This is a genomic window from Streptomyces sp. URMC 127, from assembly GCF_051386535.1.
Lineage (GTDB): Bacteria > Actinomycetota > Actinomycetes > Streptomycetales > Streptomycetaceae > Streptomyces.
Genome location: NZ_JBPQTW010000004.1, coordinates 13476 through 34522, shown reverse-complemented (window position 1 = coordinate 34522; position 21047 = coordinate 13476). Strand labels below are relative to the sequence as shown.

At 70.1% G+C, this 21047-nt stretch carries 18 protein-coding genes and 1 pseudogene; 7 read left to right on the top strand and 12 right to left on the bottom strand.

Annotated features, from left to right (window positions below; genetic code table 11):
* The first annotated feature begins 334 nt into the window (after positions 1-334).
* Positions 335-1666: a hypothetical protein gene (locus ACSNOH_RS02280; protein WP_436719444.1), complete on the top strand. Its 1332-nt coding sequence runs from the start codon at positions 335-337 to the stop codon at positions 1664-1666.
* A gap of 721 nt (positions 1667-2387) precedes the next feature.
* Here the strand turns inward: ACSNOH_RS02280 and ACSNOH_RS02275 are convergent.
* Positions 2388-2753, bottom strand: a complete 366-nt coding sequence (locus ACSNOH_RS02275; RefSeq protein WP_436719443.1) for a hypothetical protein — start codon at positions 2751-2753, stop codon at positions 2388-2390.
* A gap of 501 nt (positions 2754-3254) precedes the next feature.
* Between ACSNOH_RS02275 and ACSNOH_RS02270 the strand changes: the two genes are divergently transcribed.
* A complete protein-coding gene (locus ACSNOH_RS02270) occupies positions 3255-3995 on the top strand; it encodes an alpha/beta hydrolase (RefSeq protein ID WP_436719442.1) in 741 nt (246 codons plus the stop codon).
* Between the two features lie 1028 nt (positions 3996-5023).
* On the opposite strand, the gene ACSNOH_RS02265 is transcribed toward ACSNOH_RS02270, so the two are convergent.
* A complete protein-coding gene (locus ACSNOH_RS02265) occupies positions 5024-6607 on the bottom strand; it encodes a GMC oxidoreductase (protein WP_436719441.1) in 1584 nt (527 codons plus the stop codon).
* A 28-nt stretch (positions 6608-6635) separates the two neighbouring features.
* Between ACSNOH_RS02265 and ACSNOH_RS02260 the strand changes: the two are divergent.
* Positions 6636-7264, top strand: a pseudogene (locus ACSNOH_RS02260) (IS630 family transposase); the annotation flags it as partial.
* Here the strand turns inward: ACSNOH_RS02260 and ACSNOH_RS02255 are convergent.
* The 4 genes from ACSNOH_RS02255 to ACSNOH_RS02240 form a co-directional block, all read right to left on the bottom strand.
* A complete protein-coding gene (locus tag ACSNOH_RS02255) occupies positions 7243-7704 on the bottom strand; it encodes a GNAT family N-acetyltransferase (protein ID WP_436719440.1) in 462 nt (153 codons plus the stop codon). The pseudogene ACSNOH_RS02260 and the gene ACSNOH_RS02255 sit on opposite strands and share 22 nt — an antisense overlap.
* Before the next feature lie 118 nt (positions 7705-7822).
* Positions 7823-9247: a glycosyltransferase gene (locus tag ACSNOH_RS02250; RefSeq protein ID WP_436719439.1), complete on the bottom strand. Its 1425-nt coding sequence runs from the start codon at positions 9245-9247 to the stop codon at positions 7823-7825.
* A gap of 324 nt (positions 9248-9571) precedes the next feature.
* Entirely contained in the window at positions 9572-9847 is a 276-nt protein-coding gene (locus ACSNOH_RS02245; protein WP_436719438.1) for a hypothetical protein, read from the bottom strand.
* 146 nt (positions 9848-9993) lie between these two features.
* Positions 9994-10554, bottom strand: coding sequence for a quercetin 2,3-dioxygenase (locus ACSNOH_RS02240; RefSeq protein ID WP_436719437.1), 561 nt, complete (start codon positions 10552-10554; stop codon positions 9994-9996).
* Between the two features lie 204 nt (positions 10555-10758).
* On the opposite strand from ACSNOH_RS02240, the gene ACSNOH_RS02235 reads away from it, so the two are divergent.
* Positions 10759-11685: a helix-turn-helix transcriptional regulator gene (locus ACSNOH_RS02235; protein ID WP_436719436.1), complete on the top strand. Its 927-nt coding sequence runs from the start codon at positions 10759-10761 to the stop codon at positions 11683-11685.
* A gap of 166 nt (positions 11686-11851) precedes the next feature.
* Here the strand turns inward: ACSNOH_RS02235 and ACSNOH_RS02230 are convergent, their stop codons facing one another.
* Positions 11852-12244 carry a hypothetical protein gene (locus tag ACSNOH_RS02230; protein ID WP_436719435.1) on the bottom strand — a complete coding sequence of 131 codons (393 nt, stop codon included), beginning with the start codon at positions 12242-12244 and terminating at the stop codon, positions 11852-11854.
* Between the two features lie 19 nt (positions 12245-12263).
* On the opposite strand from ACSNOH_RS02230, the gene ACSNOH_RS02225 reads away from it, so the two are divergent.
* From ACSNOH_RS02225 to ACSNOH_RS02215, 3 genes are all read left to right on the top strand, one after another.
* Positions 12264-13727: an alpha/beta fold hydrolase gene (locus ACSNOH_RS02225; RefSeq protein WP_436719434.1), complete on the top strand. Its 1464-nt coding sequence runs from the start codon at positions 12264-12266 to the stop codon at positions 13725-13727.
* Between the two features lie 45 nt (positions 13728-13772).
* Positions 13773-14471, top strand: coding sequence for a response regulator transcription factor (locus ACSNOH_RS02220; RefSeq protein ID WP_436719433.1), 699 nt, complete (start codon positions 13773-13775; stop codon positions 14469-14471).
* A 95-nt stretch (positions 14472-14566) separates the two neighbouring features.
* Entirely contained in the window at positions 14567-15916 is a 1350-nt protein-coding gene (locus ACSNOH_RS02215; protein WP_436719432.1) for a HAMP domain-containing sensor histidine kinase, read from the top strand.
* A 173-nt stretch (positions 15917-16089) separates the two neighbouring features.
* Here the strand turns inward: ACSNOH_RS02215 and ACSNOH_RS02210 are convergent, their stop codons facing one another.
* The 5 genes from ACSNOH_RS02210 to ACSNOH_RS02190 all read right to left on the bottom strand — a co-directional run bounded on the left by ACSNOH_RS02210 (position 16090) and on the right by ACSNOH_RS02190 (position 21036).
* Positions 16090-16383, bottom strand: coding sequence for a hypothetical protein (locus tag ACSNOH_RS02210; protein WP_436719431.1), 294 nt, complete (start codon positions 16381-16383; stop codon positions 16090-16092).
* Positions 16380-17675, bottom strand: coding sequence for an MFS transporter (locus ACSNOH_RS02205; protein ID WP_436719430.1), 1296 nt, complete (start codon positions 17673-17675; stop codon positions 16380-16382). The genes ACSNOH_RS02210 and ACSNOH_RS02205 overlap by 4 nt, the downstream gene beginning before the upstream one ends.
* Positions 17672-18304 (bottom strand): hypothetical protein, encoded by a 633-nt coding sequence (locus ACSNOH_RS02200; protein ID WP_436719496.1) that lies wholly within the window; start codon positions 18302-18304, stop codon positions 17672-17674. The genes ACSNOH_RS02205 and ACSNOH_RS02200 overlap by 4 nt, the downstream gene beginning before the upstream one ends.
* Before the next feature lie 111 nt (positions 18305-18415).
* A complete protein-coding gene (locus ACSNOH_RS02195; RefSeq protein ID WP_436719429.1) occupies positions 18416-20371 on the bottom strand; it encodes an ABC transporter ATP-binding protein in 1956 nt (651 codons plus the stop codon).
* Positions 20368-21036 (bottom strand): M15 family metallopeptidase, encoded by a 669-nt coding sequence (locus tag ACSNOH_RS02190; protein ID WP_436719428.1) that lies wholly within the window; start codon positions 21034-21036, stop codon positions 20368-20370. The genes ACSNOH_RS02195 and ACSNOH_RS02190 overlap by 4 nt, the downstream gene beginning before the upstream one ends.
* Positions 21037-21047: the final 11 nt, after the last annotated feature.

Below are 21047 nucleotides of genomic sequence, written 5' to 3'. Positions count from 1 at the left end.
TCAACGCCGATTGGTGACCTGTTGACCCGAGTTATCGGAGCCCGTGCAGCCCGAAGAGACCGAAGGAACCGAAGGGACCGAAGCGGCCGTGGAAGACGTGGGCACGGAAACGCAGTGACCCGTGTCAAGGAACACCACGAGCCGGTTGCTCCTGGTGCGGCATCGGCGGGAGGCCGGTTGCCGCGCCCGCCGGCGCCCGTCAGTCACCGGTCCCGGCTGACGCCTTGGCTGGTACGGGCCGGAGTCTGCTCCTCCCCGTTGACCGCGGGCCTCGCGCAGCGGTTGGCTTCCCTTCGCTCGTACTCCATCCATTCCTTCAGCAAGGGGGAGTCGCATGCGCTATCTCAGACGGACGGCCGTTGTGGCGGTGGCCTTAGGGACCTGTGTGACGGCGGTGCTGCCGACGGCCGCCGCAACGGGAGGGCACCGGGCGCGTACCGAGCGGGTGAGTGTCGCCGCCGACGGCGCGGAGGCGAACGGTGAGTCGGGGCAGGCGAAGATCAGCGGCGATGGCCGTGTGGTCCTCTTCAGTTCAGGGGCGGACAACCTCATCCCCGGCGACTCCCGGAAGGGCGGCCTGTTCGTGAAGGAGCTGCGCACCGGCAGGGTCGAGCGGGTCGGCGTGGCCACCGACGGCACACCGGCCGACGGCTCGACGTGGGACGCGGCGGTCAGCGGCAACGGCCGCTACGTCGTCTTCAGCTCGGATGCGACGAACCTCGTCCCCGGTGGCAACCCCACCGGCAGTACCGAGGTGTACGTACGTGACCGCCGGACCGGGCGCACCGACATCCTCATCGCGGGTCCGAAGCAGGTCCGCGTCGAGGACAGCGAACCGTCGATCAGCGCGGACGGCCGCTATGTCGCCTTCCTCTCCACTCGCAGCGACCTGGTCCCCGGGGACACCAACGATGTGCGCGATGTGTTTGTGAAGGACCGCTGGCGAGGGACCGTCACACGCGTCAGCGTCGCCTCCGACGGCACGCAGGGGAACGGCGAATCCATCTCCCCGGTGATCAGCGCGGACGGCAGCCGCGTCGGGTTCAAGAGCAGGGCGTTCAACCTGACCCCCGAGGCGGGTGCCGACCAAGACCTGCTGGCACGGCCGCGTGCCCGCGCGTTCTACGTGCACGAGCTGCGCACCGGCCGCACCGATCTGGCCGCACATTCCCTCACCGGATCGAAGGTAGCGGTTCTCACCGACATCAATCTGAGCCCGGACGGCCGCTACGCGCTGTTCATGAGCTCCGCCGGCAGCATCGTCGCCGGTGACACGAACGGCGTCGCGGATGCTTTCGCCGCGGATCTGCGCACGGGCGCCACCCGGCGGCTCAGCGTGGCGGCCGGCGGAACCGAGGCCAATGGCATGTCCTACGGGCACGTGGCCATGAGCGCCGACAACCGGTACGCGTTCTTCACGTCCGGTGCGTCCAACCTGGTTCCGGGCGACACCAACGGCCAGGAGGACGTCTTCGTGCGAGACCTGTGGACCGGCGCGATGGGGCGTGTCAATGTCGCGTCCGACGGGGCTCAGGCAAACGAGTTCTCGTTGAATTTCGACATCGACCTCTCCGGGCGCTCCGCGGTCTTCGACAGTGGGGCCGGCAACCTCGTACCCAAGGACACCAACGGGGGAAGCGACGTCTTCCTCCGACACCGGTGGTGAGCCGGACAGTTACGGCAAAGCCAATGCTGATCCTTCGCGGCCTCGGATTTCCCGGCCGAGCCGAGCGGCAGGGAGGCAGCCCCGCATTGCCACCCACTCGCTGAGCATCACGCGCGTATCGCCGCGGTCGGCCTCGGCATGCCGATCAGCTGGGAGGACCGGTGAGAGCCTTCCTCCCCGCCTATCTGTGTCCCGCGTGTCCGGCCACCGAGCTGGACGCGCGGTGTCGCCACCGGGTAGGTCGGTCGTCGGCCGAACCCGCTGGTCCCCGAGGAGCGGGGGCGGAGACCCGGCCACGTGTCAGGTCCTCGGTGCAGCTGAAGGACCCCGGCGCCTCGACTCGGTCGCCCCGGTCGTGGTCATCCCCAGCCGGAGCGATCGACGTCCCGGACGTCAGATGACGGGCTGACGCCGGCCAGCGGACTGGGCGGGCTATCCCAATGCTCCTGGACTCAGGGCCGGCCCACGGGGAGGGTGCTTCGCTCGGTTCCGGGCTGACGGGCGACGGTCAGCCCCACCTGAGGGCCGACCGTCGTCGTTCGTGGATACGTCATTGGTTTGTGAGGATGCTGTGGCCGCCGATGCGCCGACAGCCGGTGCGCTGCGCGCCCCGTATTCGCTCCGTCCCGTGCGACCGGGTTGCACACCCGCCCCGCCCCGGGTCTGGTGAGGTCGTCGGTGACGGTTGCTTGCCTGCGGCCGTACCCTCGTGGCCTTCCGGTCAGGAGGTCTTCTGCAGCAGCCAGGCGTTCGGTGTGAAGGAGGAGTTGACGAAGACGACGCAGCCGCCGCTGTAGTAGGTCTGCACCTTGGTCCAGCCCTTCGGCGGTTGTGCGGAGGCGCAGGCGTTGACCTGGGTGCCGACGGGGAGTCCGTCCAGTTGCTTGATCATCTTGATGTTCGAGCCGCTCATCACGCGGCAGGAGGCGCTGGTGCCCCAGTTCACGTCGACCCAGCCGTCCGGGGTCATCGAGTCGGCGCACACCGTGCGGGTCTCGCCCGGCGACGCGTGGGCCGGGCTTGCCGTGACGGTGGCGGCGAGCGTCGCGCCGAGAAGCGCCAGACCCGCGGGGCGGAGTCGTCTCATAGGGGTGTCTCCCAAGTGTGAAGAGTGCACTGATACTGCTGATGAGCGATCAGTGTCGGCCACGGCATTCAATGGCCTGTGTGAAGGGTTTGAGGAGAGCGTTTTCGGCCATGAAAAAGGCCGCGAAGGCCCTTCTCACGGCCTTGAGGAAGCCGCGAGAAGGGCCGCTGTGCCGCATGGGCGCGGGCCTGTACAGCACAGTCGTGGGCAGCGGGAGACGCCCGTGTGCACCGAGGGCGCTTGATGCGGACGGACGTGCGCGCCCCGACCAGTGACAGGCACGTGACTCCGGTGCCGCGGTTCCGGCCACGGTGCCGCCGCAAGAAACCGTTGGCGCAATCACAGCTGCCACTGGTATGTTTCCGGAGGCCGTGCAAGAGATTGAGGAGGTGGTACCCGTGAACGCAGTATCGACATGGGTGCTCCCCTCCAGGGACACGGTCGGGCGATAGACAGGTCGTCCGGGAGCGCCGATTCAGTGCACTCCCGAAAGGCACGACCATGCATTTCACTTCCGAGCAGCGCCTCGACGACGGCGTCCTCGAACGCGAATTCACCCTCAATGAGATCCCCGGCATCCTGTGGACGCCCGAAGCTGCATCCGCATCGGCACCGGCGCCGCTGATCCTGCTCAGCCCTCCTCCCCTCGGACTGCGCAAGTCGTACCCCCGGCTGGTCGCCCGGGCCCGGCAGGCTGCGGCGGACGGCTTCGTCACGGCCACCATCGAGCTCCCCGGAAGCGGCGACCGGCCCCGTTGGCCCGCCGCCGAGCAGGCCCGCGCCGACCTGCGCCGGGCGATGGAGGCCGGTGAGCCGGTCAGCGACGAGATCATTGACGCCCTCATTCTCCCGCTGGTCGACAAGGCGGTCCCGGAATGGCAGGCCGCCCTGGACGCCCTCCTGTCAGTGCCCGAGATCGGCGGTCCGGTCGGGTACTCGGGGGGTGTGATCTCCATCGGGACCCGGCTGGCGGTGGTCGAGCCGCGCATTTCGGCCGCTGTTCTGTTCGCCGGGAGTTTCGTCCCTCGCACCATGTTCGAGGAGGCCCGGCGGGTCACCATTCCGCTGCACGTCCTGCTGCAGTGGGATGACGAAGGGAACGACCGGCAGGCGGCCCTGGACCTGTTCGATGCCTTCGGCTCGAAGGAGAAGACACTGCACGCCAACATGGGCGGGCACACCGGCGTACCGCAGTTCGCAGGGGACGCCGCGGCTCAGTTCTTCACCCGGCATCTGCGGTGAGGCCGGGCCGGGCCGTCGGACCGGCAGCAGACGGTAGCTGGGTGGGTCTTCCACGGTGGGGGATCAGATCGGACTGGATCTGCTCGCCGATCTCGCACGGCCGGCGGCGACGGCCAGGACAGCAACGACGTGCGTGGAGGTGCGGGGGGTAAGGCCGGTCCCATCCCTGCCGGCTGTCCGAAGGGCAGCGGCGCGGGAGGTAAGGGAGGCCACAGCGCGAAGGACAAGAAACTCGCGAAGGGCCACAGTGGGGGCAACGCCTGTGTCGTGCTGAGCTGGTGACCCGCAAACCGTAAACGCCACGTTGAGCGCGGCCCACCGGTCAGGTGGGCCGCGCTCAACGTGCTCGGCTGTGAGTAGCTGAGTCACGAGGATCCCGGACAAGGCTGATCCGGCGGCGCGTTCGTCTACCTCGCGGAGGCCCGGTGCCGGATCGGAGGCGCCGCCCACTGGCCGTTCCTTCATCAAGGCCTTGGGTCCCTGCTGAACTCTTGGCAGGGGCTCGTGTCACACGACGTCATAACCGTTCGGTTTCTGCGGGCCTTCGAATGGCTGCGCAAACTCGGGGTGCGCAAGGACGGCAAGCAGGCAGGCCCCGGAGAAGCTCGGTGTGCCGGGCGGTGCGGTGTGGCACGGCAAGGGCTTCCCGACCGGTGAGCGCGGCGGACATCTGTCCCAGAGCGTGGGTCCGGCCCTGCGGGTGATCCACGGCGAGGTCGGCTGCACGGTCTACCCGAACGACGGCCACGCCCGGCGCCGGGCGAAGCCGAGGCCAGTTGCATCGTCCACCCGCGTGTCATGGCGGGCTTGCTCACGGGCTGGATGCGCGAAGTGCGACCGGGCGTCTACGCGGGTGTGACGACGCTGACGGAGCCAGGGTCCAGCCTCGGCGCGTGGCCGATTCCGTGGTCCATCGCCGACGTACCCGGAATGTGCGGCGGTTCTCCGCCCGTCGGCGGCCGCCGTGCGCATGCGCTGGTCGCCGGGGTGCACCGGGCCCGGGGGACAGGGACGCACCGCCCCGTCCGTCACCCTCCCGCGGCGACGATGCGCGCGAGCGCCCGTTCGGCGAGGGCGGCGATGGTGAAGGACGGGTTGGCGCCTCCGGCGTTCCCGGGGAGCAGCGAGCCGTCCACCACGTACAGGCCCTTGCAGCCCTTGACCCGGCCCTCCAGGTCCGTGGACCGGCCGATGACGCACCCGCCGAGGGGATGCCCGGTGAAGGGGTACAGGTTGTTCAGGGTCACCGGCAGGCTCCCCGGGTTGGCCTCGATGACGCGGTTGCTGTAGGCGAGCACGGCCCGGGCCGCGGCAGCCGACTTTTCTCGTGACCAGTCCGCCAGGACCACGCGCCGGCGTGAGGGGTCGTAGCGGAAGGTGCCGCGGTGGTCGGTGTCGACGGTCACGGCGAAGGTGGCGGTCGCCGGGAGGGAAGCGAAGCCGGACAGCAGCCAGTTCTCGACGCGCAGCGGCAGGCCGAACTCGGAGGGGAGGAAGGCGGTGGACGCGCAGGGCGCTCCCTGGACGGGGCCGATGGGCTCCAGGGGCTGGGAGCGCAGGTTCGCCTGGTCTCCGTTGTCCCCGAACCCGGTCCCGAGGCTGTCCGGCAGGTCCGGCAGCCGGCCCTCCTCGCGCGCGGCCACGAGGAGCCGGTTGGTGTTGAGCGTGCCGGCGGCGACGAACAGCATGTCGCAGGTGTACTCGGTAAGGCCCAAGGCGGTGCCGTCCTCGCCGAGTCGGCGCACGACGACGGAGTACGTGCCGTTGCGTCCGCGTCCGACGGACCGCACCTCGTGCAGGGCGCGCAGCTGTACGTGCCCGGTGGCGAGGGCCGCGGGGAGGTACGTACGGGTGAGGTCCCGTTTGGCGCCGTTGCCGCAGCCGAAGTCGGACTCGCCGATGGTCGCCGAGGGTTGGACGGTGTGGGCGAGTTCGCGGCGGACGACGTCCCAATCGAAGGCGGAGTCGACGGGACGGGTAGTCATGCGCGCGTTTGCCATCTGCCGGTCCCACAGCCGTGAGTGGGTGAACGGGGCCGAGGCATAGACGTCGCGGGGCATCGGGGAGGTGCGCAGCATGGTCCGCACGGTCGGATACCACTGCGTGCTGAGCTCTTCGTAGGAGAGGCCGGAGGGGTACAGCCGCTCGAAGTAGCGCTTGGGCGGGGCGACGGTCACTCCGGTGTAGACGACGGAGCCGCCGCCGACGGCTGCTCCGCACGCGATGTCGAGGTGGGGTTCCTCGGACAGTTCCATGACTCCGGGTGCCGGGGTGACCGGCACCGGCAGCATGCCGGGCCAGCGGGTGGTGCGGCGGAACCAGAACATCGTGTCGGTGATGCGGGTGGACGAGCCGAACAGGGGACGGCGGGGGAGCGTGGGCCACTCCCGCCCGCGCTCGACGACCAGGGTGTCGACTCCGGCCCGGCCCAGGCGCAGGGCCGCGACGGAACCGCCGAAGCCCGATCCGATCACCAGTGCGCGGAAGTGCGTACGGGAAGCGGCGGCGGCGAAGGCCCGGCTGCCGGGCCGGCCGAGGACGGCGTACGCGAGACCGGCCAGCGCGCCCCTGGCCGCCAGCCCCACCAGCTCCCGGCGGTGCGGATCGTGCACGAGTGCCTCCTGGTGCGTTCGGTGTGCGGGCAGCCGGCCCCGCCTCGGGACGGAACCGGCTCTGCGTGGTGCTGCACCGAGAACAACCGGCAGGGGGCCGCCCCCGTCACGGCTCACTGGGCGCGGTGACCTGGTCGCCGAGGGGGTGGTCGACGACATCAGCCACGAGGGCCTGCGGGTCATGCCGCGAGGAGGGCGTGTCGTTTCAACGCATAAAGGCCTGGAAGGCCTTCCGTGACCCGGACTATGCCGCCAGAAGGCCCGCGTGGAGCACCTGTATGCGATCGCCGGCGGCGAGGTCATGCCCGAGGTCGGCGAGCCCGACGTCGTTTTCTGCTTGGATGAGTTCGGGCCGCTCAACCTCCAGCCTCACCCGGGTCGGCAATGGGCCGAGCGCGGAGACGGCACAGGGACCCCCGACCGCGCGCCCAGGCCCCGACGGCGGGCGACTTGCACCGCCCGCACGGGGTGAGGCATCTGTTCGCTGCCCTGCGCTACTTCGCGCTGGACGGTACCGACCACGCCAGCCACAAGGAGCAGGGAAGCGTGATCCGCCGCTGCATCATCTGGCGAAACAAGCACATCGCCGATGAACGCCTTCGCAATGTTGTCGTCAGGGCAAACGCTGGGCTGAGTCAGATGACGGCCCGGCGATAGACCTGCCGTGAACCACCTTCCGGGCCCGGATCGGCGGCCTCGGCCGGGCTGAAACCAAGGCACTCATAGAAGACGCGTGCACCGCTGGCGACTGCGCCCGGGTGGTCGGCCCCGAAAGTAATCACCTCAATGCTGCCCGGACCCCTCACGAATCTACGTATCGCGTCCGCCATCAACGCACGACCGACGCCCTTCCCGCGTTCCTTCTCCGAGACGACGAGCCAGTGGACGTGGTAGACCGGGGTCTTGCCACCAAACAGCAGGCCGCCAAGGACATCCGATCCCGAGACGGCGACGAGCGCCGTCGAGCGGCGAATATGCTTGTCCACGGCGCTATGGAAACCGGGATTCTCAACCATCGGGCCGAACCAGTGCTCGACCTCAGCTGCCAAGCCGAGAAGGCCAGGCAAGTCCTGCTCTCGTGCGAGTTTGACGATCATCCGCGCAGTCTGGCAGACGTGGCGAACGTTGCCGGATGCGGCGAGGCCCAGGTTCCGTACCGTCTGAGCCATGGCACTCGGCCCCGCGGGCCGAATCGCCGGTTCGCCGGCGCCTTGCTCACCGGGGGACGTCTTCAGCCTGGATCTCGGTCCGGATCCGGGCTCGGATCTCCCGGACCTCCCGGGTCTCCCGGACCTCCCGGACTTCCCGGGCCTCAGATCGGATCTCGGCCGTCAGGGATGTCTCCTCTTCGCGTTCGGTCTTGGCCCACTGCCGGTGCCGGGTGAGGATCTGCCACAGCGCACACCAGCCGGCCGCGAAGCCGAGGTAGGCGCACACTATGACGGCGGGGGACCAGCACAGAGCCTTCCACAGCGGCAAGTCATCGGTGCGGCGCCAGTAGATCAGTGCCGGAGCCAGGTAGGCCGTGAGGGCCAGCAGTTGCCAGGCCGGAACGCCGAGCCATGCCGGCCCGGCCAAGAGACGGAGCCTCTCGTCCCCGCCGCCGGACAGTGCGCGGAGGAGCAGATAGTGCTGGACGACCGAGCCGGGGAGAGTGACGACGTACGGGACGAGAAGGTAGCCGGTGAGCTCGATACGGCCCAGAACGCCGACCGCCTGCCGGCTCCAGAGGTCCGGCAGGCGTGTGAGGGCGCTCATGTGGCCGTGGTACCAGCGAGTGCGCTGCCGTAGCAGGCGGCGGGGGCTGGTGAGTCCCTGCTGGGACACGAAGGCATGGGTGGTGGAGGTGACCGTCCAGCCGCGGGCAGCGAGGCTGATGCCCAGGTCGAGATCCTCGGTCAAGGAGTCCGACCAGGGGCGCGAACCGACTTGGTCGAGGGCGGAGAGCCGGCTGAACTGGCCGTTGCCGCCCATGCTCACCGTGCCGGTGGCGACCCGGCCGAACTGAGTGACCGCACTCAGCGCCCAGAACTCCAGGTCCTGCAGCTGCAACGCCCAGCGGTTCCGGCCACGGATGCGTACCGCCAGCTGTGCCCCGCCCACCGCGGGTTCCTCGAACAGCTCCGCGACCCGGCTCACTGCGCCCGGCGTCATCCGGCCGTCGGCGTCCAGCACGCACACCAGTACGCGCGCGGGGTCGAGGCCCTCGTTGGCGACGTGCACGCGTACGACCCCGAGTGCGGCGTTGAGCGCGGCGCCCTTGCCCTGCCGGGCTTCGGGGGGCGCCCTGCGGATCAGAGTGATACTGCTCCCGCCCACCGCGCGTGCGATGCGTGAAGTGCCGTCGTCGCTGCCGTCGTCGACGACCACGATGCGCACCCCCGGCTGTCCGTCGAGCAGACAGCGCAACGTGTTGGCGATGACGCGCTCCTCATTCAGGCATGGGACCAGAACGAAGACGCTCCAGCCCGACGGCAGCGGAACGGGTCCGTCATGCGTCCACCGGAGCTGACCGCGCAACGAGCCGTCTGCGCGGCGGAGACGGAAGGCTCCCAGGGAAAGGAGTACGACGTTGTAAATGCCGGTGAACGCGGCGATGGCAAGGGCCATGTGCTGGACGACCGAGTCCAGTGCGGCCATGCGAAGCCTCCCCCGCGCCGATGTCGCGCAGCTCGGCCTCCGGGGACCTCGGAGGCGACTGCCTCGTCGTTCTTGCCTCGATACCTCGCTACCCGCGCATGCTGCTGGAAGCACCCCAATATCCTCTGATGAGGGAGATTTCCAGAACATTCCGGGCTCATCCATGAACGCCCCAGCGCAGGAGATTTGCGCCGGGTGGGAGAGAGCGGGTCTCCCAGAGCGGTCCCGGCTGAATCAAGCGGGGCACGGCTTCGGCCGGTGTCCAGCGGCAGCACTCTGGCACGGCCGGCCGGCCGCACTGAGAACCGGCAGATCGGAGTTTGCCTACCGGGCCGAGAAGATGCCGAACGGCGCCGATTGATGCCGATTGATGTCGATCAAAGCGATCGCCAGGAAGCGCGGGATCGCCAGGCACACGGTGCGGCGGCCGGTGCCCAGTGACGCGCGCCGTCGAAGTACCAGCGAGCGCCGAAGGCCCCGATCGTGGACGCGACCGAGCCGCAGCCCCCGCGAGCTGACGGAACAGTAGCCGGACATGCCGGCGAATGCGATCGCCGAGCAGATCAGCTGGAGCCGAAGCAGGACCGTAGCCAAGGGCATCCGCTGCGCGTACCGGGCACCGATCGGGTGAACCCCGGGAGGCGCGCAGTCGCTCCAGCCGGAACTCCAGCGGCAGCGGAGGCGGGTCGCTGAGGACAGACATATGTTGAGTGGCAGGCAGCGGCGGGGCGGGTCAGGGACTGCGCTCAGCTCCCGGTGCGCCACTGGTGGTCCGGCAGGAAACGGACATCGTACTGCTCGGGCACCGTGGCGAACTTCTCCCGGCCGGGAACCACGGGCTCCCGAGGCAGGGTGAGCTCGTCGGTGGGTGCGCCGAAGTTCTCGAAGAACCGCTCGAACGTGCCTCCGGGGCCGGCGGCCACGCCGACGACCCGGCTGTGGTGGCGTTCCATGCGGTACGCATGGGGGCAGTTCTTCGGCACGAAGCCGAAGTCACCCGGGGTGAGCAGCTTCTCGTGCTGGTTGCCCTGCAGGTCTTCCACGAACAGCCGGACGGCGCCGTCGGTGATGTAGAAGACCTCATGCGTGTCGGGGTGCGAGTGAGCGGGGATGATGTCGCCCTTGGGCCCCTCGACGGTGAAGAAGTTGAAGGTGTTCTCCGTCTGCTCGCCTCCGGCGTAAACGGTGACCAGATCGCCGAAGAGATGGGCGCGGTCGCCCATGCCCTTCTCGATGAAATAGGGCACACCCGGCTCGGCCGGTATGCGGGAACGGGTGCGGTAGCGGGTGGCGTACTCGAAGGTCATGTCCGTGGTCTCCCGGTCATCGTGAGAAGGGGGGCAGTTGCGGGACCAGAGACCGGCCGCTCCATCCCGTCCCTTGGGCTTTTCGGTCATGCGCGCACGGCCGAACCCTGCGGTCGTCATCCGGGCCCGCGCCGCCGTGTTCTGTGCTCGCCCTCCACGCTAGGGCCGGTCCGGCATGCCGCTCCCATAAACTTGGGACACGTCATGAAGAAAAACGGACACCCCGCCGACGGCCGGCCGCCGTACGACATTGCCGCGGTCCCGTACCGTCCGGCGCTCGGTGCCCCGCCCGGCATCGAAGTGCTCACGCTGCCGCGGCTGGCCGAACGCGCGCGGGAGAGCGGAATCGACCCGGCCCGGCCCAGCCGCCCGGCGTTCCACCAGCTGATCACCGTGCGGGCCGGAGCATTGCGCTGCTCGGTCGACTTCACCGCACACGACATGGCCACCGGCGACTGGCTGTGGGTGCGACCCGGGCAGGTCGTGCAGTTCTCCTCCACCCTGGAAGAGTCCGAAGGCGCCGTGGTCGTCTTTCCCGCCGGTTTCATCAGCGGTTCCACTACTGCTCTGCTACGCGCCATGGAGCCGCACACCCACGGCGAGCACATCACTCCACCCGAGCGGCAAGCGCGGTACCTCGACCGGGTTCTCGACGCGCTGGAGGACGAATACGCGAGCCTGACCGACCTGCCGCTGGCAGCCCACATCGAGGCCATGCGCCACCTGCTGTCCGCCCTGCTCATCCGCCTGGCCCACCTCGACCCGGTCATGGACCGAGAGGCACCGGGCAACCAGACGTTCCACCGCTTCCGGGAAGCGGTGGAGAAAGACTTCCCGCGGACCCACCGCGTCGAGGATTACGCGGATCGGCTCGGCTACAGCACCCGCACGCTCACCCGGGCCACTCGCGTCGCCGTCGGCCGCGGGGCCAAAGAATTCATCAACGACCGCGTGCTGCTGGAGGCCAAGCGCCTCCTGGTGCACACCGCCCTGTCACCCGCCGCGATCGGCGAACGCACCGGCTTCACCCACCCCACCGCCTTCAGCGCCTTCTTCCGTCAGCACACCGGAACTACCCCCACCGCATTCCGCGCACTCACCTCACCCAGGGGCACCTCACCGGAGCGGTAGGCAGAAAGCCGTCGTTGCGTTCGGGCACGCGACGGTGGCTTGGAAACCTTGCCGATGCGGACGGCAGACCGCTGAGCTCGTTCCTCATGGCCGGGTGCCGTGGCAGCCCGTGACCGGTCCCAGCAGACGGTGTCCCTCCGAGAGCCGGTTTCATCCTGCGCAGGCTCTACGGTCCGACGGTGACGGCACACTCTGCCAGGCACCGGAGCCGGAGCCGTTTTGGCGGCAGGACGAGCTCCGGCACTGGATGGACCCGCCTAATGTCGTCGACCTGGACCCGCTCCCAGTGGTTCTTACACACTTTTGCCGTTGCTCTGCCGTGGCTGTGAAACGCGCCCGGCAACGTTGTGCCCGCACCTGAGACAAAGGAGAGGGCGATGACGTACAAGAGCACGGTCCGGCGCGCGGGGCTGACGGTGAGCATGACGGCGGTGATGGCTTCGATCCTGCCGGCGGCGACTGCCACCGCCTCCGCGTCAGCCTCCGCCTCCGCCTCCGCCTCCGCGTCCGCGTCAGCCACCGCCTCCGCTCCCAGGAGCGGCCACACGGCCACGGTCACCCCGGATTGGTGCCCGGACGTGGACGGGCACCAGGTCGACTGCGGCCGGCTGGACCGCCCGCTCGTCGCGGGGAAACCGGAGCTCGGCGAGGTCGCCGTGAGCTACGCGGTGGTGCGCCACAGCGCGCCCGGCCCCGCCGCGGGCACCGTCGCCGTCAACCCGGGCGGCCCGGGCGAGACCGCCATCGAGAAGGCCCAGGACTTCGCCCGCGGCCTGGAGGGCGGTGGCCTGCTGAAGGACCATGACCTGCTTCTTGTCGACCCGCGCGGCACCGGGGCGTCGGAGCCGATCCCGTGCGGGGTCACCGACGCCGCGTACCGCTTCGGCACCCGGGCCCAGCAGCGGGCCGCGGTCGAACGGTGCGCCGCGAACCTCGGCCCCAAGGCCGCCGCCTACACCTCGGCGGCCACCGCCGACGACATCGACGCGATCCGCGACCACCTCGGCATACCCCAGCTCAGCTTGTACGGGCTGTCCTACGGCACCTACCTGATGCCGGTGTACGCCTCCCGCCACCCCGAGCACGTACGCAACATCGTCCTGTCCGGGGCCTTTCCCCTCCACGACGACCCGCTGGCGCGCCCCAGCGCCCAGGCGGTCTCCCTGACCCTGCGCCGCGTCTGTGAGCGCAGCGTCCCCGTCGCGTGCGACGGGGAGCAGGCCGTCAAGAACCTGGCCACCGCCGCCGCGCGCCTGCGGGACCGGCCCATCACCATGCCGATCGCCACCGAACATGGCATCTACAAGAAGAAGTTCACCGAGGACAAGCTCGCCAACCTGCTCTTCGAGTCGGCCAGCAGCGGAGTCGGCCACGAGCCGGAGAAGGAATCGCTGCTCGGGCAGTTGCCCCACGCGCTCGACCGCTTCGTCAAGGGCGATGCCGAGCCGCTGCGCAAGCTGGTCGCGGAGGAGGGGAAGACGGGCAGCACGGTGGACCAGGCGCCGTACATCGCGGTCGCCTGCAACGACTACCGCAAGCCCTGGTCGAAGGACGCGCCGCTGTCCGTGCGGTGGCGTCAGTACCGCGCGGCGCTGGCGGCCGTGCGTTCCGGTGAGCACGGTGCGTTCAGCACCAAGGGCTTTACCGAGGGGCACACGGACGGCGGCGACGTGTGCATCGGCTGGCCGGGCGAGAACACCCCGGACCCGCAGCCCACGGACATCGAGTTGCCCGACGTCCCGGTCCTGGTGCTCTCCGGCGACCTCGATGCCAACACGCCCGACGCGAACGGCGAGAAGGCCGCCGCGCAGTTCCGACACAGCCGGTTCTTCTCGGTCCGCAACACCGGTCACGTGCCCGAGCTGGAGCCGAGCGGCTGCGTCACCGGGGCCTCCTCGCACTTCATCCGCACCGGCGAGGCGGGCGACACCTCCTGCCTGCGTACCCTCCCGCCGATCACCGTCACTCCGGTCCACGCTCCGGTCCACGCTCCGGTCCACGCGTCGGTCCGCGCGTCGGTCCACGCTCCTGTCCACGACTGACGGGCCGGCGCCGTGACCCCGTCCACCACCGGCGAAGATGATCACATGACGGATGAAACGGGACACCGCCGGACGGTGCTGGTCGCCGAGGACGACCCGGGAGTGCGCAGCACCCTGGACCAGTTGCTGCGCTTCGAGGGCTACCGGGTGCTCCTCGCCGCCGACGGCCTTGAGGCCCTGGCCCTCCTGGAACGGGAACGGCCCGACCTGGCGGTGGTGGACGTGGTCATGCCCGGCCTCGACGGCCTGGGCCTGTGCCGGATGCTGCGCAGGCGCGGCGACCGGCTGCCCGTGCTGGTCCTGACGGCCCGCCACGAGGTCGGCGACCGGGTCGCCGGGCTCGACGCGGGCGCCGACGACTACCTGGCCAAGCCGTTCGCGACCGAGGAGCTCTTCGCCCGCATACGGGCGCTGCTGCGGCGTACTGAGCCCGCCGAGGAAGGCAGGGCGCTGGCGGTCGCGGATCTCACCCTGGACCCCTCGTCCCGGCGGGTGTTCCGCGGGGAGCGGGAACTGGACCTGACAAAGACGGAGTTCGACGTGCTGGAACTGCTGCTGTCCCACCCGGGCGCGGTCCTGGGCCGGTCGCAGATGTACGAGCGGATCTGGGGCTTCGACTTCGACACCACCTCCCGCTCCCTCGACGTCTACATCGGCTATCTGCGCCAGAAGACCGAGCAGGGCGGCGAGCCTCGCCTGATCCACACCGTCCGCAACGTCGGCTACACGATCCGGCTCGCGTGATGCCCCGCCCACTTCGCCATTTCCGTACCCTCCGCCCTCTCCGTACCCTCCGCCCTCTCCGTACCCTCCGTACGAAGATCACCGCCGTCGTCGCCGTGGCCGCCGCGCTCGCCATCTCCCTCGCCGCCCTCATGTCGTACCGGGGCGTGAGCGCGCTGGTCGCCGACGAGCTCGAGCGGGGCCTCGACGACCGTGCGAGCACCGTCGTCAGCCTCCTCGCAGCCGGCCTGACGCCGCCCGCCCGTCCGGACATGACCGAGCAGATCGTCTCCGCCGACGGCACGGTCAGACCGCTGGCGCCCGGCCGCGACGTCCTGCCGGTCCCGCCGGGCGCGCTGCGCGTGGCCCGGACGGGCAAGGGGGTGAGCAGCGTGGACATCGTCGTCTCCGGCACCGAGTACGACACTCTCACCAGGCCCCTGCCCGGAGGCGGGGCCGTCATGGTCGCCCAGAGCTACGAGAACGCCGCGCACGTCGACGACCAGTTCAAGCGGCGGATCACCTGGACCACCGCGGGCGCCATCGGCCTGGCGGCGCTCCTGGGCTGGCTCGTCCTGGGGCGGATCCTGAGACCGGTGCGCCGGCTGGCCGTCGCCACCCGGCGCATCACCACCACGCAGGACCTCGCCACACCGCTGCCCCCCGCAGGATCCGATGAGATCGGCCAGCTGACGCGCAGCTTCGCGCACATGCTCGCCGCGCTGCGCCGCTCCCGTGCCCAGCAGCAGCAACTGGTCCAGGACGCCAGCCACGAACTGCGCACCCCGCTCACCTCGGTGCGCGGAAGCGCCGAGCTGCTCCAGCGGGCGCGCGGCAGGCTCGCCCCCGAGGACGAGGAGAAGATCCTCACCACCCTGGTCACCGAGACCGCGGCCCTCGACGAGCTGGTGCGCGAGCTCGTAGAGCTGGCCACCGACCGTTACACCGAAGAGGAGCCCGAGGCCGTCGATCTGGCCGTGGTCGCGGAAGACGGCGCGCGGCGCTGCCGTCTGCGAACCGGGCGTGCTGTCCTCGTCATCGAGGACGACACGAACCCGCCGGTGCCCGTACGAGCCCGGCCGCGCGCGCTCCAGCGGTGCGTGGACAACCTGCTGAGCAACGCGGTGAAGTTCAGCCCCGAGGGCACGCCGGTCACCGTGCGCGTCGGCGGTGGCAGGCTGGCCGTACGGGATCAGGGACCCGGCATCGCGCCTGGCGAGGAGCAGGCCGTTTTCGACCGCTTCTACCGTGGCCCCCGCACCCAGGCGACGCCCGGCTCCGGCCTCGGTCTGGCCATCGTGCACGACATCGTCACAGCGGACGCCGGAACGGTCTTCGCCGGCACCGCGGATGGCGGCGGCGCGGAGGTCGGCTTCGTCCTCCCGCCCCACGGCGACGACGGTCCGAACGGCCTGTCGGCGCGGGGACGTTTCCGCAGAGGCGCACGGGCTACGGCCGGGTTGTGACGACTGCCGCGATTGGCGAGAGGGCGCGCAAGCTCGCCAACCGGCGCCTCCTCCCGGCCCCGAGGCGTCGGCCGAGGAGACGCCGAGCGGTGACGGGACCGCTCCGTTCGACCTGCCGATGGTGACCGAGTACCGGGCCCGTACGCTGCCCGTCGTCTTCACTGTCGCGACGTTCAACATGCCTTTGGAACTCGCCTTTGGTCTGCGCAGATGTAACGCACGGCCTCCGTGCTCGGCTCGGCGCGGGCAGAGGCGGCCGGGTGTAGTCGAGCCCGGTCGCCGTAACCGAGGCCGGCGAGGTGGCGGGTCAGCGTGCCATCGCCGCACCCGATGTCGAGTGCGAGGCGCCCGCGGCCGGGGCCCGCGTACTGGCCGAGGAATGCGGTCTCGGCGGTGGTGAGCGGGCTGTACCGGGGGCTCGACGCCCACAGCTCGCCCCAGTAGGCGGCAGGGTTCTCGATTGTCACGCTGGTTCTCCTTCCGGGCTGGGCGGCCGAGGGGCAATCGAGGGGCCGGGGACGTGGTGCAGGGTGCGGATCGAGGAGGCGAGGAGCACGAGGAACGGGATGGCGAGCGCGGCGGTGCCCAACGCGAGGGTGTTCCACAGGCCGAGCCAGGTGCCGGATGCCCCGGCCAGGAGGGCGGCCAGCGGCCGGGTGCCGTAGGTGATCCACTGGCCGGTGGCGAGCATGCGGCCCTGCATGCCGGGATCGCACAGGGCCTGGCGGATGCTGCGCTGGGTCGAGCCCTGGATGGTGGAGACCGCGAGCTGGGCGAACAGGCCCGTGGCGATGGCCACCTGCCCTGGTCGCCCGGGACCCACGAGCAGGAGCGGCAGTTCGGTGATCGGAAGGACGGCCAGGGCGGTGAGCATGACCCGGGCCGGGCCGTACCGGGTCACGAGCGGGCGGACGGCGAGTGCGCCGGCAACTCCGCCGAGCGCGGCCACGCTCAGCAGCGTGCCCAGCGCGGTCGCGGAGTAGTGGAGTTCGCGCAGCAGGTACACCGACCACACGGTGGTCAGGACGGCGAAGACGGCCGTGAAGGCGGTGCCGGTCACCAGCAGCGGCCTGATCGTGGGGTGGCGCACCACGTACAGCACTCCCTCCTTCATCTCGCTGCGCAAGGTGGGCGTCTTCACCGGCCGTTCCGGGGCGGGTTCCGGCGTGCGGATGCTGCCGAGCAACAGGGCGCACAGCAGATAGGAGGCGACGTCGAGGTAGACGGCGCGGGCCGCACCGAGGACGGCGACGACGGCGCCGCCGAGCTGGGCACCGGCGCAGTCGGCCAGAGACGAGACGGCACCGGCATTGGCGTTCGCCTCCAGCAGCCGGTTGCGGGGCAGCAGGGACGGCAGGTAGCTGATGCGGGCGGTAGAGCCGAACACGACGGCCGTCGAATCGACCAGCGCCACCGCGAACAACAGCTCCAGCGACAGACAACCGGTGGCGTCGGCCAGCGGGACGACCGCGAGGGCCGCGCTGGAGACGAGGGCCGCACCGATCATCGTGGGGCGTTTGCGGTACCGGTCGGCCAGGGCCCCGGCGGGAAGGGCGAACAGCAGCGGCGGCAGCCGCTCAGCGAACGCCAGCAGTGAGGCCTCCCACACCGAGACGTGCAGCGCGACGATGGCGATCATCGGCAGGGCTACGGACGTGACGCCGCTGCCCACCAGGTCGACCGCGTTCGCGCTCCAATACCGCACGAAGTCCCGGTGCCGCCACAGACTGCTTCCCTCTCCCGCCGGGGCGCCGCTCACTGCTGTGCGCCCTTCTTCACCGCGTCGGAGGGCTTGCGCGGGCCGGGCACCGCAGCGTCCTGGTACTTGCGGGCCTGCATCTCGTACAGCTCGCTTAGGGAGGGTGCGGTGGTGTAGGTGAACGGTTCGCAGACGTCGGTGCTGTGGTGGCTGGCTGCGGTGAGGGCGGTGGTCAGGCGTTCGCGTGCCTGTAGGTTCGCGGTTGCTGTGGCGTGGAGGGCGCCGAGGGCGAATTCGTTGCCGCAGCCGACGGCGGCGTATCCGTCGGCGGGCTCGGCTACCTGGTAGTCCGGGTAGACGATGAAGAGGCGGCCGTGAATGCCGACGAGGAAGGTGCCGGCTTTCTCCTGCTCGGATTCCTTGCGTGCCCAGCCCGCTTCTTTCAGGCAGGTGCGTAGCTTGTTGACGAACCGGGTCGTCATGAAGGCGTCGAGATCGCCTTTGGGTTTGGGTGTCTTGAAGGCGTGGTGCAGGAGCTGGCCCATGCGGAAGCTGCCGCAAAAGCCCAGGGCGTAGGGGCCGTTGCGGAAGACCTTCGGGTCCTTGCGGACGGTGAGTCTGCATCCGGAGATGCCGGCGGAGTCCCCGCCGATGTGGACCCGGTCGTCTTCTACGAGTCCGACGATCACGGTCAAGATGCGCTCTCCTATCGTTCCTGGTCGAGTTCGCGGAACATCAAGCTGGGGGCGAGCGTGATGCTCGTCCGCGGGCAGCGAGCGGTCAGCCCTCTGGTCTTGGGCTCAGGCGCCTGCGGGTTCCCCCTTCCTGGAAGCGGGTACGGTCCCGTTCCCGTACTGGGCGGCCTGGAGCTCGTACAACTCCCGGTAGTGGCCGCCGGTGAGGGCCGTCAGTTCGGCGTGCGAGCCGGATTCGAGGAGCCGTCCCTGGTGGAGGACGTAGATCACGTCCGCGGTGGCCGTGGCGGCGAGCCGGTGGGTGATGAGCAGCACGGTGGTGATGCCGTCATCGGTGAAGGAGCGCAGGGAGTCGAACATCTCGATCTCGGCCTTCGGATCGAGGGCAGCCGTCGGCTCGTCGACGATCAGCAGATCGCGCTCGCGGTAGACGGCGCGCGAGACGCCGATGCGCTGCCACTGGCCTCCCGAGAGGCGCACGCCGCGTTCGAAGTCCTTGGCCGCGATGGAGTCCCACCCGTAGGGGAGTTCCTCGACCACGGTGCGGATGTCGGCCCGTTCGGCCGCGGCTTCGATCTTCTCCTGGTCCAGCGGCTGGTCGGGGTCGCCGATGTAGACGTTGGCGCGGACGGTCATGGGCCAGCAGTCGACGTCCTGCGGGAGCAGCGCGATGCGGTCGAAGACGCTTTCTCGGTCGGCCTCCCGGACGTCGACGCCGTTGTAGGAGACGGTCCCGGTGGTGGGCAGGTAGGGGCCGGCGATGAGGCTGGCGAGCGTGGTCTTGCCTGATCCGTTCTCACCCACCAGGGCTACTACCTTGCCCTTGGGGATGGTGAGCGAGATCTCTTGGAGTGCGTCGCGTTCGGCGCCGGGGTAGCGGAAGGTGACGTCGTGGAGGACGACTTCGACGCCCTCGCCCTCCACGCGGGCGCCGTGGTCGGGGATGGCGAGCTGGGCGCCGAGCCGGATGGAGTTGTTCATGTCGGTCAGGTACAGAGACTCCTCGCACATGCGGTTGAGCTGGGAGACGATCTGGTTGAGGTAGCCGGTGGCGTTGCGGATCGCCAGCACCGCGGTCCCGGCCGCGGCCAGCGGCATGCCGCCTGCGACCAGCAGCCACCACAGCAGGCCGTAGGCGACGATGCGGGCGGTGCCGGACATCGCGGCCGTAACGATCTCCGTCCTGGCTTCCGCGCGCGCCAGGCGGGCCTTCTCCGCCGCCGCGGTACGGCCCATGTCTGCCTGCGCGTGGATCAGCAGCCGCCCGGCGCCGTGGACGCGCAGTTCCGGGGTCGCGCTGGCCCGGGTGATCGGCCAGAGCAGGACGTCGGTGGCCCGGCGGTGGTCGATCCACGCGTGCCGGGAGGCGTAGGCGCGGCGCATGACGACTACGGCGCCCCACCAGCGCGGTGCCGCGATGAGCAGCAGCGCAGCAAGCAGCAGGGGGTGCAGGGTGGCCAGGACGATGCCGGCGGCCCCGAAGCTCATCAGGCCGCTGATGATCCATACGGAGTTCGACAGCATGCGCTGTACGGAGTCGGTGCCGTACTGGCCGAGGGCGAGCTGGCGGTGGATGTCCTTGTCTTCCATCGCGGACATCTCGACCCGCGTCATCATGCTGTAGTACGCCGTCCGGCACGACAGCTCGATCTTCGGATACAGGCGCCCCTCGATCTGGGTGATCAAGCACCCCAGGAGCACCGACCCGGCCGAGGACGCGCCGCCCAGCAGCAGCGCGGGCAGGGCCTCGCGCAACTTGGCCGGAGTGGGCCCGTCGGCGAAGAGATGCACCAGCACCTGGTTCGTCGCGACTAGCAGGAACGCCGACATCGCACCGGAGGCCAGCTGCGCAGCAACGAGCACCAGCAGGGCGCGGGGGTCTTCGCGCCACGCGACACGGCCGATCATCGCGAGCATGCCGGGGAACTGCCGGGCCATGGCCCAAAAGCTCATGCGCAGCAACGGGTCGGAGTACTTCGCCCATGCCTTGTCGTGCCGCAGCGCGCCGGAGAACAGCAGCTTCTCGCTCTCCGACAACGGCGCCCGCTTCGTGGCCGTCACCGGCTGCCCCCTTGACGGGGCAGGGGGCACGGGCTGTAGGGGGCGGCAGACGCCCCGGTGGCCAGGGCCCAGTACCGGTCCCCGTAGGACCAGTGCCACCACTCGCTCGGGTAGTTGACCAGGCCGGCCGATGCGAGAGCCGTGCCGAGGAGCTTCCTCAGCTCGCGCGAGCGGGGGCTGATGTTCGTCGCGGCCGTGTAGCAGGCGCCCTTGCTCTCCTCGGGCGTCGCGTCTGTCCGGGTGCCCAGGTCCAGCTCCAGGCCGTCCGCACCGGCAAGGGTGATGTCGACAGCCGCCCCGGCGGTGTGCGGGCCGATCTCCGGAGGGGCGACATACCGCGACGCTCCCGCACGCACCTCGTCCTCCGACCACGCCGGGTTGAGAGCCCGCAGCGCGGCGGCATACTCCTCGAAGTACCGGGCCTGCAGGGCGGGCGGCCGGTAGCCCTCGACAACCAGCAGCCGCAGCCCCTCGGGGAGACCCGCCTGGGCGGCCAGCAGCCGCTCCAGCACACTCTCGCGCAGGTGCGCGAACGCCCCCTCCGCATCGCTCCTGCTGTGGTCCACCAGCAACGTCGACCGGCGGACATCCACCAGCGCCTCGCCGCACTCCTGGATACCGATGGCCGCAACCCTCGGGTCGCTCATCAAAACGATCTCGTCCATGTCCCCTCCTC